The sequence below is a fragment of the Spongisporangium articulatum genome (assembly GCF_044465595.1).
Taxonomy (GTDB): Bacteria; Actinomycetota; Actinomycetes; order Actinomycetales; family Kineosporiaceae; genus Spongisporangium; species Spongisporangium articulatum.
Genome location: NZ_JBITLV010000006.1, coordinates 94,041 through 108,835 on the forward strand (window position 1 = coordinate 94,041; position 14,795 = coordinate 108,835).

The following is a 14,795-nucleotide window of genomic DNA, read 5'->3' on the forward strand; positions in this document are numbered from 1 at the left end:
CCCCGCCCCCCGCGGGGCTCGCCCCGGGGCCCCCCCCCGCTTTTTTATACCCCCCCCCCGATTTCTTGGGGGGGGGGGGCGGGCGGGGGGGCCCCCCCCCGGCCGCCACCGCCCCGTCGACAGAGGGACCGCCATGACACGACTGCGTACCTGGTTCAGCCGGGGGGACGAGAGTGGGTTCACCATTCTCGAAGTGGTCATGGCCATGACGATCTTCGCCGTCATGGTGCCGGCCACCATGTCCGTGGTCGCCAAGACCACGTCGGGCGTCACGGACAACCGCTCGCGTGTCGTCGCGGCCAGCCTCGTGGCCAGCCAGATCGAACAGGTCCGGACCCTGACGGCCGACAACATCTCCGCGTCGTCCACGACGCGGACGATCGGCAGCGTCACCTACACGGTCGCCCAGACCGTGACCACGGCCAGCGCCAACGGCAGCACTATCTCCTGCAGCACCACCGCGTCGCAGGTGCCCGTGCTCTACAAGCTGGTCACCGTCAAGGCGACCTGGCCGAACATGGGCAGTATCCAGCCCGTCCGGGCCGACACCCTGGTCCAGGCCACCACCGCCGGCAAGGGTGCGCTGTCGGTCAGCGTGACCAACTCCAGCGGTGGCGCCGTGGCCAGCCTCCCGGTGACCCTCAGCAACGGGCAGACCGGGACCACCGACGCCAACGGCTGCGTCATCTTCACGAACATCACCCCCGGCTCGTACACCGCGACGCTGAACAGCGCCGGGTACGTCGGGCAGAACGGCCTGCAGTCGGTGACCAGCCCGTCGGCCACCGTCACCGCGCAGACCATCACCAAGATCTCGATGACCTACGACATCGCGATGAGCCTCGCGATGAACTACGTGGCCGCCGACGGCAGCACCGCCCTGACCAGCGCCGAGCTGGCCGAGATCCCGAGCGAGTTCCGCTCCGGGCAGGTGACCAGCACGAACAAGACGGTGAGCGTGTCCCTGCCGGGCTCGGCCAGCAACCTGTACCCGGCCGTCTACACGGTCAAGAGCGGCACCGGCAACGCCTGCACCATGGCCACCAAGGACATGACCAGCGGCAGTCCCACGTCGCAGTCGGTCAACATCCCCACCCGGACCGTCGGCCTGACCAACCTGACCACGTTCTCCGCGATCGGCCAGATCAAGGCCTATTACCAGAGCGCCACCGTGGGCTCCGGGGTGACCTGCCCGACCAACACCTCGGTCGACATCGGGAGCGTCTTCTCGATCTTCGGTGACCACAGCGCGCAGCTGCCGCTGGGGGAGTGGAAGCTCCAGTTCCCCTGGAACCCGGTCGGTTTCATCCCGATCCCGGGTCTGACGGTGTTCTGCATCAACGTGAACCTGACCCTGAACTCGCTCGTCGACATCCTGGTCGACGTCGGCGTGATCATCTCCAGCGTCATCGGCGGCCTGCTGACCGGCGGGGGGTGCTGAGCATGTTCAGGGCGATCCGGCGCCGGCGCGCCGTCGACGACCGCGGGATGACGCTGGTCGAGCTCATGGTCGCGATGTCCATCACCTCGGTGCTGGCGATCGCGGTGACGGCCCTCTTCCTCGGGCTGATGCGCTCCACCAGCTTCCTCAACGGCACGATGGACAGCACCGCCGAGGCGCGGGTCGCGGCCGAGGCGATCAGCCGGGTCCTGCGGGTCGCGGCCCCCGACGGCGCGACCGCCGCGATCACCGTGGCCAAGTCGGACACGATCACGTTCACCGCCAGCCTCGACCGCAGCAACTACACGAGCACCACCCCGATCACGGCGCTGACCACGGTCACGTTCGCGTACAGCAACGGCTGCCTGAACCGGACCCAGACCGTCTCCGGGGTCACGCAGACCGCGTGCGTCATGCGCACCACCACGGCCCCGGTGTTCAGCTACTACACCAGCGGCAGCTCGACCACGCCGCTCACGGTGCCGGCGTACGGGCTGGACGACGCCACGCGGCGCAGCGTGAAGAGCATCGAGGTGACCCTCACGGGTTCCAAGACCAACAGCAGCGGCCGGTCGGCGATCGCCACGGTCAGCGACCGCGTGGTCCTCACCAACTGCCAGTTGGCGAGCTGCTGATGGACGGGCACAAGAACTCAGGGAGGTTCACGGTGGGGCGGCTGCGGGCTCGGCACGTTCCGGGTGAGGACATGGACGCCGGCTTCGCGATGATGCTCGTCCTCATCTCGATGTCGGTGCTGATGCTCTTCATGACGGTCAGCCTGGCGGCCGTGATCCAGAACAGCGTCCCGTCGCGGGCCGACCAGGACTCCAAGGCCGCCGTGGCCGCCGCCCAGGGCGGGATCGAGGAGTACCTGGGGCGGCTGCAGAACGACTCCGAGTACTGGCGGCGGAACAACGTCGACTCCACCAACTCCGCGTTCGACACGGCCGGCACGTACCTGCCGGGCAACACGAGCGGGGCCAAGTACTCGTACCGGGTGCTGAACAGCATCTCCGACATCGACGCCGGTAACCCGATCCAGCTGGAGGTCACGGGGATCAGCAGCCCCAGCGCCACCGGCAAGGTCGTGAAGCGGGTGCTACGCGCCCAGCTGCAGAAGACCGGTACGTCCGGCGCGTGGACCCCCCAGTACGCGTACTTCAGCGACTACGAGGTCGGCGACCCGAGCCAGTTCGCCTCCGCGAACAGCAAGTGCGGCAACTACTACTACGGCACGGTGGCCGGGACGGCGTCCAGCTCGGGCCGCAACAGCGTGGCGAGCAACGCCACCGCGTGCCCCGAGATCCCGTGGCTGACCGGTGACGCCGTGACCGGGCAGATCGTCAGCAACGACCCGCTGTACATCCCGGGCAACCCGACCTTCAGCGTGAAGCCGAAGTCGGCCTGGGCCGGGGCCTCCAGCAAGTGGTACTGGGGGTCCGGTACGCCGAGCCAGACGTCGCAGACCGGGACCGTGGTCAGCAACCTGCCCTCGGACAACACCTATCTGCTCAAGGACGTCAACCCGCGCCCGGACGGCGGCGACCCGGGCCCGGGCTGCCTCTACAAGGGCGCCACGAAGATCACGTTCAGCGGGACGTCGTTCACCGTCTACAGCCCGGGGACCACGACCACCACCACCGGCTGCTTCAACGCGACGAACGCGAGTGCGGCGCAGACGTTCACGAGCATTCCGCCGGTGATCTACGTGCAGTCGTCGACCAACACGTCGTGCGGGTCGTTGGGCTACCCGGCCAGCAACGAGTACGTCAGCCCCACCGGGTACTACACGGACGCCACGGGCGGCGTGCAGTACACCCCGAGCTACGCCTGCACCCGCGGCACGGCCTACGTCTCGGGCACGGTCAACGGCAACGTCACCGTCGGCACCGAGAACGACATCGTGGTCGGTGGCGACCTGACCACCGCCAACACCACGACCAACATGGTGGGCCTCAACGCCGGTCAGGACGTCTGGGTCTACCACCCGCTGAAGGCGAACACGACGACCAGCACCGTCGGCCCGACCACGCAGACCGGCGTCAGCTCCTGCACCACGGGCACGTCGACGACGGGCAACACCACCACGACGATCACCTGCAGCTCGCAGTACTGCACCTCGTGGTTCATCTTCTGCCTGGCCTACGGCTACGACAAGACGACCACGACGGTCACCACCTCCTCGTCCTACGCCAACCTCCTGACGACGCCGGTGACGACCATCCAGGCGTCGATCCTGACCGGCAGCGGCAGCTTCCTGGTGCAGAACTTCAACCGCGGCGCCGCGATCAGCACCACGACGACGAACCGGTTGGCCGTGACCGGATCCATCTCGCAGAAGTGGCGCGGCCCGATCTCCACGATCTCGAGCACCGGCGCGACCATCAGCACCGGCTACCTGGCGAACTACACCCTGGACAGCCGGCTGCCCAACCAGGTCCCGCCGTACTTCATCGACCCGGGACTGGCGACCTGGTCGCTGACCCGACTCACGGACGGATAGGGCGATGCGCGAAAGGCATGGAGTGCGAGCGTTTCTCAGGAAGAGAAGGCTGTCGGCGGGGCGTCCGGGCACGGGTGACGACGGCGGGTTCGGGATCATCGAGGTCGTCGTCGCGATGGTGCTGTTCGCGATCATGGTCCCGGCCACGGTCTCGGTGATGGCGAGCACCACGGGCGGGGTGACCGACAACCGCTCCCGCGTGGTCGCCGCGAGCCTGGCCTCGAGCCAGATCGAGATGGCCCGCAGCCAGGCGGCCTCGGTGGCCTCGGAGACCACCACCCGCGTGGTCGGCAAGGTGACCTACACGATCGCGCAGACCGTGACGACGTCCACGGCCTCCGCCACGCTGGTGACCTGCTCCTCGGCGACCCTGCCGGCCGTCTACAAGCTGGTCACCGTCAACGTCACCTGGCCCAGCATGGGCAGCGTCCGGCCGGTCCGCTCGGACACGGTGGTGCGCGGGACGGCGTCCGGCACCGGGGGCCTGGCGGTGACCATCATCGACTCGTCCGGCAACCCCGTCCCGAACCTGCCCGTCCAGCTCAGCAACGGCAACGTGCTGACGACGGACAGCAACGGCTGTGTCATCTTCACGAACCTGCCGCCGGGCACGTACACGGTCGTCCTCGACCAGGCCGGCTACGTCGGCGGCGACGGCAGCCAGCACACCACCAGCGACCCGGTGAACGTCACCAAGGACACCGTCTCGACGGTTTCGATGGGCTACGACCAGGGCGTGTCCCTGGCCATCAAGTACGTCGACAACTCGGGGCAGACGCTGTCCAAGGCGGACGACGACCAGCTCCCTCTCGAGCTCAAGACGGCCACGGTCTCGGGCACCAAGGGGTCGAAGACCGTCAGCATCCCGGGCAGCGTGACGGGCCTGTACCCGGCCACCTACACGGTGACGTCGGGCAAGTGCACCCTCGGGTCCAAGGACATGAGCAGCGGGGTGCCGACCTCGCAGACGCTGCAGATCCCGACGGCCGGGGTGCAGGTCGCGGGCATCACCACGATCAAGGGCATCGGTGCCGTCACGGCCGTCTACAAGGGGCCCGCCACGGGTTCCGGGGACTTCAGCTGCACGGTCGGCACGACGTTCAAGATCGGGTACATGTTCTCGCTGATCGGCGACAACAAGGCGTACCTGCCGCTGGGCAAGTGGGTCATCATGGTGCCCTGGAACGAGCTGGGCGTGATCCTGTCCATCCCGGGGCTGACCGACATGTGCGTCACGGCCAACCTGACGTCCGCCTCGACCGGGTACACGTTCATCGACGTCGATGCCCAGATCACCAAGATGTTGAGTGGTCTGTTCACCGGCGGCAGCTGCTGATGCCACTAGCCTGACCGACGTGACCCTGGTGCTCGTAGCCGCGTGCGGCGTGCTCGGCCTGCTCATCGGGTCGTTTCTCAACGTCGTGATAGTCCGGGTACCGCAAGGACTTTCGGTGGTCCGACCGGGCAGCACGTGCGTCTGTGGTGAACCCGTGGCGCCCCGGGACAACGTCCCCGTCCTGTCCTGGCTGCTGCTGCGCGGCCGGGCCCGGTGCTGCGGGGCGCCGATCGGCGTGCGCTACCCGGTGATCGAGGCGTTCACCGCGGTGTCGTTCGCGGCCGTCGCCGGGTGGGTGGCGGGCCCGGGTGACGTCACGCTCTGGGTGCTGCCGGCCCTGCTGTACCTGGTCGCGGTGTGCATCGCGCTGGCCGCGATCGACCTCGAGCACTACCGGCTGCCGGATGCGCTCACGCTGCCCTCCTACGGCGTCGGGCTGGTGCTGCTCGTCCTGCCCTCCGTCGCGGACGACCAGCTGTCCGCCCTGCTGCGCGCGCTGGCCTGCGGCGCCGGCTTCTGGCTCTGCTACTTCCTGCTCTGGTTCCTGTACCCGCAGGGGATGGGCTTCGGCGACGTGAAGTTCTCCGGTGTCCTCGGCCTCTACCTGGGCTGGTTCGGCGTGGGGCAGGCCTTCGTCGGCTGGATGGCGGGCTTCGTCCTCGGCGGGGTGCTGGGCATCACCCTGATGGCGCTCGGGCTGGCCACCCGCAAGAGCCAGATCCCGTTCGGCCCGTACATGATCGCCGGCGCCTGGGTCGGCCTCGTCGTGGGTGGGCCCGTCGCGGACTGGTACCTGCGCTCGATGGGTCTCTGATCGAGGCCTCCGCTCGGCCCGCAGCTCGGCCCGCAGCTCGGCCCTGAACCACCCTTAGCCCGTTCGAGGGAACTCGCCCGGCCAGCGGCCCCGGGGCCGGGGCGAATCGTAAAGCCACCTTCCACGCCGCCCGATCCTGCCTTTGGGTGACATCCGCCTGGCAACCGATCGGCGGCCGGGCCTCACCCACGGACGAACAGGGAGGCCGCACAAGATGGCACGACGCACGGCGATCGGCCTGGACATCGGGACATCGGTGGTCCGGGCCGCGGAGCTGTCGTTCAGCCGGTCAGGGACGACGCTGGAGCGGTTCGGCCAGGTCGTGCTGCCGGACGGCGCGGTGCGAGACGGCGAGGTCGTCGACCCCGACCGGGTCGCGGAGGCTCTGAAGCACCTCTGGGCGGCCACCGGGTTCGGCGGCAAGAAGGTGATGATCGGCGTCGCCAACCAGCGGGTCGTCGTCCGGCGCCTGGAGCTGCCCTGGATGGAGCGGGCCGAGCTGCGCGAGAGCCTGGCCTTCCAGGTGCAGGACGTGCTGCCCTTCGACGTCGAGCAGTCGGTCACCGACTTCTTCCCGATGGAGGAGTTCTTCGACCCCTCCGGGGCGCGGATGCTGCGCGGCCTGCTGGTCGCCGCCGACCGCGACTCCGTCCTGAACAGCGTCCGCTGCGTCGAGGCCGCCGGCCTGCACGTCGAGAGCGTCGACCTGTCGTCCTTCGCGGTGCTGCGCTCGATGGGCCGCCAGACCGACCTCACGGTGGGCACCGAAGCCCTGGTGGACGTCGGCGCCCGCGTGACCAACGTCGTCGTGCACAGCGCGGGCGTACCCCACTTCGTCCGCATCCTCCTGATGGGCGGCCAGGACGTGACCGACGCCGTCTCCGAGAGCCTGGGCGTTCCGCAGGACACCGCGGAGGCCATGAAGCAGGAGCTGGCCCGGCTGCAGAACGGCGCCGAGTCCGCGACCATCGAGGACTCGGTCGCCCAGAGTTCGCAGGACTTCGTCGACGAGGTCCGCGGCTCCCTCGACTACTACGCCGCCTCGAACGCCGGGCCGATGATCGAACGGATCGTCCTCTCCGGCGGCGGTTCCCAGCTGGCCGGTCTCGTCGACCGGTTGAGCGCGGCGCTCGGCCGCCCGGTGGTGCTCGGCGACCCGCTGAGCCCGCTGCACGTCGGCCGGACCGGGCTCGAGGAGAGCCAGCTGGAGTTCATCAAGCCGCTGGCCGCCGTGCCGGTCGGCCTGGCCCTGGGAGCGATCTGATGATGGACCAGCTGCAGGCCCCCGCCGACCTCGACACGGCCGCCCCCGGCGTCCCGGCGCCCGACGGCGCCCTCGAGGGTGTCGCGTCGTCGCCCCTGCCGATCTCGTCCATGGCCAGGGTCGACCTGCTGCCGCTGGAGATCGTCGCCACCCGCCGGTTCGGCCGGACGCGGCGGATGGTGATCGGCACGCTGGCCGGCATCCTCGTCCTCGCCGCGGCCGGGACCCTGTGGAGCCGGTCGGCCGTGTCGGACGCCCAGTCGGACCTCGACACCGCCAACGCCCAGAAGCAGGCCGCGATCTCGGCGCAGAACAAGTACGCCGACGTGCCGAAGCTGGAGGCCCAACTGTCGGCCGCCTACGACGCGCGCTCCGCGGCCCTCTCGCAGGACGTGCTCTGGTACCGCTACGTCAACGACATGCAGGGGTCGCTGCCCTCGGGCGTGACGCTCACCCTCGTGAACGCCACGCTCAGCCAGGGCACGGACTCCGCGGGCTCCTCCGGGTCCTCGGGGTCCGCGGACTCCGGGTCCGAGTCGTCGTCCTCGTCCTCCTCGTCGTCCTCGGGTTCGGACGGTTCGAGCGGCTCCTCGTCGACGACCACCACCAGCGCCGGCGTCCTGGGCACCTCGGGGATCGGGTCGCTGCAGGTCGGAGGCCTCGCGACGTCCTACTCGGCGGTCGCCGACTTCCTGAACGCGATGGCGACCGTGACCGGGGTCTCCGACGTCACGCTGGTCAGCGCGACAGCGGCCGGCACCGGCGACGCGGCCACGGCCGGGTCGGTGAGCTTCACGACCACCGCGGTGATCAACGCGGAGGCCCTCTCGCACCGCTTCGACAAGGAGGCCAGCTGAGATGCTGAAGACCCGTACCCAGCGGTGGTGGGCGGCCACGGCCGTCGCCGGCGTGCTGATCCTGGCCGCCACCTGGTTCCTGCTCGTCGACCCGAGCCGGACGAAGGCGTCGGACCTGCGGATGCAGGCGGAGGCCGCCCAGAACGACGTCCAGGTGCAGCAGACCAAGGTGGCGCAGCTGAAGTCCCAGTTCGCGGACCTGGCCAAGAAGAAGGCGCAGCTGAGCACCATCCGCAGCCAGATGCCGTCGTCGGCCCAGATGCCCCAGCTGGTCAAGGACGTCTCGGGCTACGCCTCCTCCTCGGGGGTGCAGCTGCTCGGCCTGACCCCGGGCACCCCGACGGTGTCCACGGCGACCGGCGGGACGGCGGCCTCCGCGTCGACCTCCCAGCCGGTGCTCGTCGAGATCCCGCTGTCGCTGCAGACCAACGGGGACTTCTTCGAGTCCTCGCTGTTCCTGAAGTCGCTTCAGACGACCATGACCCGGTCGTTCTTCGTCAGCGGCATCCAGCTGGCGGCCGGAGCGAGTTCCGGGTCCGGCACGCCGGACCCGACGGCGGCCGACACGGCGGACCCCACCGCGACGAACATCTCGATGACGCTGACGGGCAAGGTCTACGTGCTCCTGGACGGGACGACGACCCTGGCCGACGTCAAGAAGGAGACCAGCAAGCTCGCCCAGTCCTCCTGACGGCCACCTGCCGGACCGGGCGCCCGTGCGTGCAAGGATTGGGGCATGGTGCGTTGGCTGACGGCGGGTGAGTCGCACGGTCCGCTGCTGGTCGGAGTCCTGGAGGGCCTGCCGGCCGGGGTGTCCGTGACGTCGGACGACCTGCGGGCGGCGCTGGCCCGCCGCCGGCTGGGCTACGGCCGGGGCGCCCGGATGAAGTTCGAGCAGGACGAGGTCCGCGTGGTCGGCGGCGTCCGGCACGGGCGGACCATGGGCGGCCCGGTGGCCGTGGAGATCGGCAACACCGAGTGGCCCAAGTGGGAGACGGTGATGTCGGCCGACCCGGTCGACCCCTCGCTCCTGAAGGACACGGGCCGCAACGGCGCCCTGACCCGGCCCCGCCCGGGCCACGCCGACCTGGTCGGCATGCAGAAGTACGCCCTGACCGAGGCCCGTCCGGTGCTGGAGCGGGCCTCGGCGCGCGAGACCGCGGCCCGGGTCGCCCTCGGTGCGGTAGCGGCGAAGTACCTCGAGCAGGTGGCGGGCATCGAGCTGGTCAGCCACACCGTGCAGATCGGCCCGGTCGCGACGCCCGACGACGTCCCGCTGCCGCACCCGCACGACGTCCAGGCGCTGGACGCCGACCCGCTGCGCTGCTTCGACCCGGAGACGTCGGCGGCGATGGTGGCCGAGGTCGACCAGTGCCACAAGGACGGCGACACGCTCGGCGGAGTGGTCGAGGTCCTGGCCTACGGCGTCCCGCCCGGGCTGGGCAGTCACGTGCACTGGGACCGCCGGCTCGACTCGCGGCTGGCCGGGGCCCTGATGGGCATCCAGGCGATCAAGGGTGTCGAGGTCGGCGACGGTTTCCGCACCGCCGCCCGCCGGGGGTCTGTCGCACACGACGAGATCGAGTTCGGTGACGAGCCGGGGCAGGGGCGCGTGCTGCGGCGCCGCACGGGCCGGGCCGGCGGCACCGAGGGCGGGATGAGCACGGGCGACGTGCTGCGGGTGCGCGCGGCGATGAAGCCGATCGCGACGGTGCCGCAGGCGCTCGACACCGTGGACGTGGCCACCGGCGAGACGGCGGTCGCGAACCACCAGCGCTCCGACGTCTGCGCGGTGCCGGCCGCCGGGGTCGTGGCGGAGGCGATGGTTGCGCTGGTCCTGGCCGAGGCCGTGAGCGAGAAGTTCGGGGGTGACTCGGTGGCCGAGACCCGTCGCAACGTGGAGGGCTACCTGGCCGCGATCCCCGAGTCGATGCGTACCCGGATCGAGCAGCCGTGAGCGATCAGCCGTGAGCCCGTCCGTGGTGATCATCGGCCCCCCGGGAGCCGGGAAGTCCACCGTGGCGCGGGTTCTCGCGCAGCGACTCGGCCAGCAGGTGCGCGACACCGACGCCGACGTCGAGGCGGCGCAGGGGCGCACGATCAGCGAGATCTTCGTGGACGACGGCGAACCGGCCTTCCGCGAGCTCGAGCACGCGGCCGTCGTGCGAGCCCTCGAGGAGCACGACGGCGTGCTGGCGCTGGGTGGGGGAGCCGTCCTCGACCCGCGCACCCAGGAGGCGCTGCGCGGGCACACGGTCGTCTTCCTCGACGTCCGGATCACCGACGCCGCCGCCCGCATCGGCCTCAACCGCGACCGGCCGCTGCTGATCGGCAACCCCCGCGCGCAGTGGACGATCATGATGGACGCCCGTCGCCCGGTGTACACCGAGGTGGCCACCGTCCGGGTGGCCACCGACGGGCTCGGCGTCGAGGAGGTCGCGGACGCGGTGCAGGCGGCGCTGGCGGAGCTGACTGAGCAGGAGGCGACCTCATGAGCACGGGGACGACGGCGACCACGGTGCCGGTGGGGCGGGACGGCGAACCCGGCCGGTACGACGTCCTCATCGGTTCGGGGCTGCTCGGCCTGCTGCCGCAGGCCCTGGGTGGCGGCGTCCGCCGGGTCTTCCTGGTCCATCCGCGGGCCCTGCGCTCCACCGCCCACGATCTGCGGGACGCGTTGCAGGAGCACGGTTTCCGACCCCTGACCGCCGAGGTGCCGGACGCCGAGGGCGCCAAGACCGTCGAGGTCCTGGCCGGCTGCTGGGGTGAGCTGGGCCGGGCCGGGTTCACCCGCAGCGACGCGATCGTCGGGCTCGGTGGGGGAGCGGTCACCGACCTCGCCGGGTTCGTCGCGGCCACCTGGCTGCGCGGGGTGCCCGTCGTCCAGGTGCCGACGACCCTGCTCGGCATGGTCGACGCGGCCGTCGGCGGCAAGACCGGCATCAACACCGCCGAGGGCAAGAACCTGGTCGGCGCCTTCCACCCCCCGCGGGCCGTGCTGTGCGACCTGGCCGCGCTGCGCACCCTGCCGTCGGCCGACCTGCGGGCCGGGATGGCCGAGGTGGTCAAGGCCGGGTTCATCGCCGACGAGGCGATCCTCGACCTGTTCGAGGCCGACCCGGCCGCCGCGCTCGACGTCGACGGCCCGCAGCTGCGCGAGCTGGTCGAGCGCAGTGTCGCGGTGAAGGCCCGCGTCGTCACCGACGACCTCCGCGAGGCCGGGCTGCGGGAGATCCTCAACTTCGGCCACACCTTCGGCCACGCCGTCGAGCAGGTCGAGCACTTCGGCTGGCGGCACGGCGAGGCGGTCGCGGTGGGCATGGTCTACGCGGCCGAGCTGGGCCGGTTGGCCGGGCGCACGCCGCCCGAGCTGGTGGCCCGGGTCCGCTCCGTCGTCGGGCACCTCGGTCTGCCCAGCACCTACCGGGGCGACCGGTGGCCGGCGCTCCTGGCCGCGATGGGCCGGGACAAGAAGAACCGGGGCGACACGGTGCGGTTCGTCGTCCTGGACGGCGTCGGCCGGGTCAGCCGTCTCGAGGGCCCGACGCCCGAGCAACTGGAAGAGGCCTACACCCTGGTCACCCTTTAGGCGGTGATCATGCAGAAACCTCGCGCCCAGCATGCAGAAACCTCGCGCCCCAGCCTGGGGGCGCGAGGTTTCTGCATGATCACCGCGAGGTGAGTGCTCAGCCGCCCGAGTAGGGCGTCGAGGTCTTGCAGATCGCGAAGTTGCCCAGCGGGGCCAGCGCGACCAGGGCCCGCGAGGCCACGTTCTGGCTGTAGGACATGCCCAGGTGCTCGGCCAGCTCCAGCGGGCACTGCTTGTTGACGTCGATGTTGGTCACCGAGGTCGTCGAGCCGGGCTGCTTGGTCAGGAAGGCGTTCGTGTACGGGGTGACGACCTGGTCGCCCTCGGTCTCGATGGACCAGTACTTCACCGTGTCGCCCTTGCAGACGTTGTAGAGCGCCGTCGTGCCGGGGCAGGCGTCGATGGCCTTCTGGAAGTCCGAGCCGATGGTCTGGTCGATCGCGGCCGGCTGGACGTTCGAGAGCGGGTCGGTGATGCCGATCGCCTTGCCCAGCTTGGCCAGACCCGACAGCGTGGTGCCGTTGTTCGAGGCGGCCAGCCCGACGAACTTGTTCACCTTGCTCATGCCGCCCAGCTTCTTGATGTAGTAGCGGGGCATCATGCCGCCCTGGGAGTGGCCCACGACGTCGACCTTCGTGGCGCCCGTCGACGCCAGCACCTTGTTCACGTAGGTGCCGAACTCACCGGCGCTGTTGGCGATGGACTTCCAGCCCCACATGGTGTCGCCGGGGTTGCCGCCGTAGTTGAACGTGTAGACGCAGAAGCCCTCGTTCTTGAAGTACGGCGACAGCGCCTGGAAGTTGTCCGACTGCTGCTCCCAGGTGCCGTGCACCAGGATCAGCGGGAGCTTGTCGGGGCTGTTCTTCCAGTTGCAGGTCGACTTGTGGCCGTCCGAGACGTTCTCGGCGCCGGGCGGCGGGGTGGCCGATGTGGGCAGGTGGGACACGAACTGGCTGCCCCAGTCCCACACGATGAAGTAGTAGGCGTTCGCGGGTACGGCCGTCCCGATCAGGGCGGCCCCGGCGGCGATGAGCGCCCCGGTGGTCAGGGCCAGGCGTCGGCGCATGGCGGATCTCCTCGTTCGTCAGGGTGGGGTCAGGGGAGACCGACGAACGGGACGAACGACGCCGGTCAGGGATGAGAGTGAAACTCGGGAACTATTCACCGGCATCGGTCGAACGGCCGGTTCCGGATTGCCGCCCGATGTGTTTCGACGACCGGTGGTCCGAGCCGCCTCCCGGCTCTCGGTAGCATGAGCGCAGACTTCTACCGGCCCCAACGGACTCGACAAGAGAGACAACGCGACGTGGCGACGACGAACGACCTGAAGAACGGCATCGTGCTGAACATCGACGGCCAGCTGTGGTCCGTGGTGGAGTTCCAGCACGTCAAGCCCGGCAAGGGCGGCGCGTTCGTCCGGACCAAGCTGAAGAGCGTGCTCTCCGGCAAGGTCGTCGACCGCACGTTCAACGCCGGCACCAAGGTCGAGACCGCCAACGTCGACAAGCGGGACATGCAGTACCTGTACAAGGACGGCAGCGACTTCGTGTTCATGGACACCAAGACCTACGACCAGCTGCCCGTCCCCGAGGCCACTGTGGGTGACGCCGCCAGTTACCTCCTGGAGAACATGGAGGCCGTCGTCGCCACTCACGATGGGTCACCGTTGTACATCGAGCTGCCCGCCTCGGTGGTCCTCGAGATCACCTACACCGAGCCCGGTCTGCAGGGTGACCGGTCCACCGGCGGCACCAAGCCGGCCACGGTCGAGACCGGCGCCACGATCCAGGTCCCGCTGTTCGTCGAGACCGGCACCAAGGTCAAGGTCGACACCCGCAGCGGCGACTACCTGGGTCGGGTCAACGACTGAATGGGTGCCCGCAGCAAGGCCCGCAAGCGCGCCCTCGACGTCCTGTTCGAGGCCGACCAGCGCGGGCTGGAGCCCCTGGTCCTGGTGAAGGAACGCCTGGCCGAGCCCGTGGCCGAGCGCGTCCCGCTGCCCGAGTACGCCGTGACGCTGGTCGAAGGCGTGGTCGAGCGGCGGGAGCGGATCGATGAGCTGCTCTCGACCTACTCGCAGGGCTGGACCCTGGACCGCATGCCGGCGGTCGACCGGGCCGTGCTGCGGCTCGGGGCGTGGGAGATGCTCTTCAACGACGACGTGCCCGACGCGGTCGCCATCGACGAGGCCGTCGAGCTGGTGCGGACGCTGTCCACGGACGACTCGCCCGGGTTCGTCAACGGCCTGCTGGCCCGCCTGCTCGAGGTGAAGGAACCCCGTTCGTGATCATGGAAGAAAGCGGCGCACCCGGGTGACGGGCACGCAACCGCCCCCGCTTTCTTCCATGATCACGAAGTGGAGAGTCAGTCCTCCGCGGCGACGGCCCGGCGGGCGTCCGCGTTGAGGACCCCCCAGGTGATCAGCTGCTCCGCCAGCACGGCCGGCGGGACGTCGTAGATCACCGCGAGGGTGCGCAGGTCGTCGGTGCGGATGGAGAGCACCTTGCCGTTGTAGTCCCCCCGCTGCCCCTGGATGGTGGCCGCGTAGCGGGCCAGTGGGCCGGCCTTCTCGGCCGGCACCGACTGCAGGCGCTCGAGGTCGAGCACCAGCTTCGGCGGCGGCTCGCTACTGCCCGTGGGGGCGGCGTCCGGCAGGAGCGCCTGGACGGGGACGCCGTAGAAGTCGGCGAGCTCGGCGAGACGCTGGACCGTGACCGCACGGTCGCCGCGCTCGTACGAGCCGACGACCACTGCCTTCCAGCGGCCCTCGGACTTTTCCTCCACGCCGTGGAGGGACAGACCCTGTTGGGTCCGGATGCCGCGGAGGCGGGATCCCAGAGCGCGGGCGTAATCAGATGCCATGACGACGATGGTCACGGAGAGTTACAGGCTTCGTCAAGCACAATGCCGAAAATAGTCCCCTGAAGTCGCCACTCGGCGTAGGCGCCGCACCCGGGAGGCTCACCCCCGGTCACCGGCTGGTAGTGTCGA

Annotated in this window: 15 protein-coding genes; 13 read left to right on the top strand and 2 right to left on the bottom strand. The window is 70.0% G+C overall.

The window, feature by feature from the left end:
- The first annotated feature begins 133 nt into the window (after positions 1–133).
- The 11 genes from ACIB24_RS17620 (at position 134) to aroB (ending at position 11,804) form a co-directional block, all read left to right on the top strand.
- The gene (locus ACIB24_RS17620) at positions 134–1,441 is read left to right on the top strand and encodes a hypothetical protein (protein WP_398283049.1); all 1,308 of its coding nucleotides are present in this window, start codon (positions 134–136) and stop codon (positions 1,439–1,441) included.
- A gap of 2 nt (positions 1,442–1,443) precedes the next feature.
- Positions 1,444–2,076 (top strand): type II secretion system protein J, encoded by a 633-nt coding sequence (locus ACIB24_RS17625; RefSeq protein WP_398283051.1) that lies wholly within the window; start codon positions 1,444–1,446, stop codon positions 2,074–2,076.
- A 71-nt stretch (positions 2,077–2,147) separates the two neighbouring features.
- Positions 2,148–3,944 (top strand): hypothetical protein, encoded by a 1,797-nt coding sequence (locus tag ACIB24_RS17630; protein WP_398283053.1) that lies wholly within the window; start codon positions 2,148–2,150, stop codon positions 3,942–3,944.
- 22 nt (positions 3,945–3,966) lie between these two features.
- The gene (locus ACIB24_RS17635; protein ID WP_398283055.1) at positions 3,967–5,280 is read left to right on the top strand and encodes a carboxypeptidase regulatory-like domain-containing protein; all 1,314 of its coding nucleotides are present in this window, start codon (positions 3,967–3,969) and stop codon (positions 5,278–5,280) included.
- 49 nt (positions 5,281–5,329) lie between these two features.
- On the top strand, positions 5,330–6,094 hold the full coding sequence (locus ACIB24_RS17640) for a prepilin peptidase (RefSeq protein ID WP_398283604.1): 765 nt from the start codon (positions 5,330–5,332) through the stop codon (positions 6,092–6,094).
- A gap of 214 nt (positions 6,095–6,308) precedes the next feature.
- Positions 6,309–7,358, top strand: coding sequence for a type IV pilus assembly protein PilM (gene pilM / locus ACIB24_RS17645; RefSeq protein WP_398283057.1), 1,050 nt, complete (start codon positions 6,309–6,311; stop codon positions 7,356–7,358).
- Between the two features lie 2 nt (positions 7,359–7,360).
- Positions 7,361–8,215 (top strand): PilN domain-containing protein, encoded by an 855-nt coding sequence (locus tag ACIB24_RS17650; RefSeq protein WP_398283058.1) that lies wholly within the window; start codon positions 7,361–7,363, stop codon positions 8,213–8,215.
- A gap of 1 nt (position 8,216) precedes the next feature.
- A complete protein-coding gene (locus tag ACIB24_RS17655; protein WP_398283060.1) occupies positions 8,217–8,906 on the top strand; it encodes a type 4a pilus biogenesis protein PilO in 690 nt (229 codons plus the stop codon).
- A 45-nt stretch (positions 8,907–8,951) separates the two neighbouring features.
- Positions 8,952–10,172, top strand: a complete 1,221-nt coding sequence (gene aroC / locus ACIB24_RS17660; protein ID WP_398283062.1) for a chorismate synthase — start codon at positions 8,952–8,954, stop codon at positions 10,170–10,172.
- 10 nt (positions 10,173–10,182) lie between these two features.
- Positions 10,183–10,710 (top strand): shikimate kinase, encoded by a 528-nt coding sequence (locus ACIB24_RS17665; protein WP_398283064.1) that lies wholly within the window; start codon positions 10,183–10,185, stop codon positions 10,708–10,710.
- Entirely contained in the window at positions 10,707–11,804 is a 1,098-nt protein-coding gene (gene aroB, locus ACIB24_RS17670; protein ID WP_398283066.1) for a 3-dehydroquinate synthase, read from the top strand. Before ACIB24_RS17665 ends, aroB begins: the two co-directional genes overlap by 4 nt.
- A 97-nt stretch (positions 11,805–11,901) precedes the next feature.
- On the opposite strand, the gene ACIB24_RS17675 is transcribed toward aroB, so the two are convergent.
- Positions 11,902–12,870: an alpha/beta fold hydrolase gene (locus ACIB24_RS17675; RefSeq protein ID WP_398283068.1), complete on the bottom strand. Its 969-nt coding sequence runs from the start codon at positions 12,868–12,870 to the stop codon at positions 11,902–11,904.
- Positions 12,871–13,110: 240 nt separating this feature from the next.
- Between ACIB24_RS17675 and efp the strand changes: the two genes are divergently transcribed.
- Positions 13,111–13,674: an elongation factor P gene (efp, locus tag ACIB24_RS17680; RefSeq protein WP_398283070.1), complete on the top strand. Its 564-nt coding sequence runs from the start codon at positions 13,111–13,113 to the stop codon at positions 13,672–13,674.
- Positions 13,675–14,091 (top strand): transcription antitermination factor NusB, encoded by a 417-nt coding sequence (gene nusB / locus ACIB24_RS17685; RefSeq protein ID WP_398283072.1) that lies wholly within the window; start codon positions 13,675–13,677, stop codon positions 14,089–14,091.
- A gap of 77 nt (positions 14,092–14,168) precedes the next feature.
- Here the strand turns inward: nusB and bldD are convergent, their stop codons facing one another.
- Positions 14,169–14,666: a transcriptional regulator BldD gene (gene bldD / locus ACIB24_RS17690; RefSeq protein ID WP_398283074.1), complete on the bottom strand. Its 498-nt coding sequence runs from the start codon at positions 14,664–14,666 to the stop codon at positions 14,169–14,171.
- Between the last annotated feature and the right edge of the window lie 129 nt (positions 14,667–14,795).

Excerpts from the sequence above, each read along its gene's own strand:
- ACIB24_RS17620 (WP_398283049.1), top strand. The coding sequence starts at position 134 with ATGACACGACTGCGTACCTGGTTCAGCCGGGGGGACGAGAGTGGGTTC.
- ACIB24_RS17625 (WP_398283051.1), top strand. The coding sequence starts at position 1,444 with ATGTTCAGGGCGATCCGGCGCCGGCGCGCCGTCGACGACCGCGGGATG.
- ACIB24_RS17630 (WP_398283053.1), top strand. The coding sequence starts at position 2,148 with ATGGACGCCGGCTTCGCGATGATGCTCGTCCTCATCTCGATGTCGGTG.
- pilM (WP_398283057.1), top strand. The coding sequence starts at position 6,309 with ATGGCACGACGCACGGCGATCGGCCTGGACATCGGGACATCGGTGGTC.
- ACIB24_RS17650 (WP_398283058.1), top strand. The coding sequence starts at position 7,361 with ATGGACCAGCTGCAGGCCCCCGCCGACCTCGACACGGCCGCCCCCGGC.
- ACIB24_RS17655 (WP_398283060.1), top strand. The coding sequence starts at position 8,217 with ATGCTGAAGACCCGTACCCAGCGGTGGTGGGCGGCCACGGCCGTCGCC.
- aroC (WP_398283062.1), top strand. The coding sequence starts at position 8,952 with ATGGTGCGTTGGCTGACGGCGGGTGAGTCGCACGGTCCGCTGCTGGTC.
- aroB (WP_398283066.1), top strand. The coding sequence starts at position 10,707 with ATGAGCACGGGGACGACGGCGACCACGGTGCCGGTGGGGCGGGACGGC.
- ACIB24_RS17675 (WP_398283068.1), bottom strand. The coding sequence starts at position 12,870 with ATGCGCCGACGCCTGGCCCTGACCACCGGGGCGCTCATCGCCGCCGGG.
- nusB (WP_398283072.1), top strand. The coding sequence starts at position 13,675 with ATGGGTGCCCGCAGCAAGGCCCGCAAGCGCGCCCTCGACGTCCTGTTC.
- bldD (WP_398283074.1), bottom strand. The coding sequence starts at position 14,666 with ATGGCATCTGATTACGCCCGCGCTCTGGGATCCCGCCTCCGCGGCATC.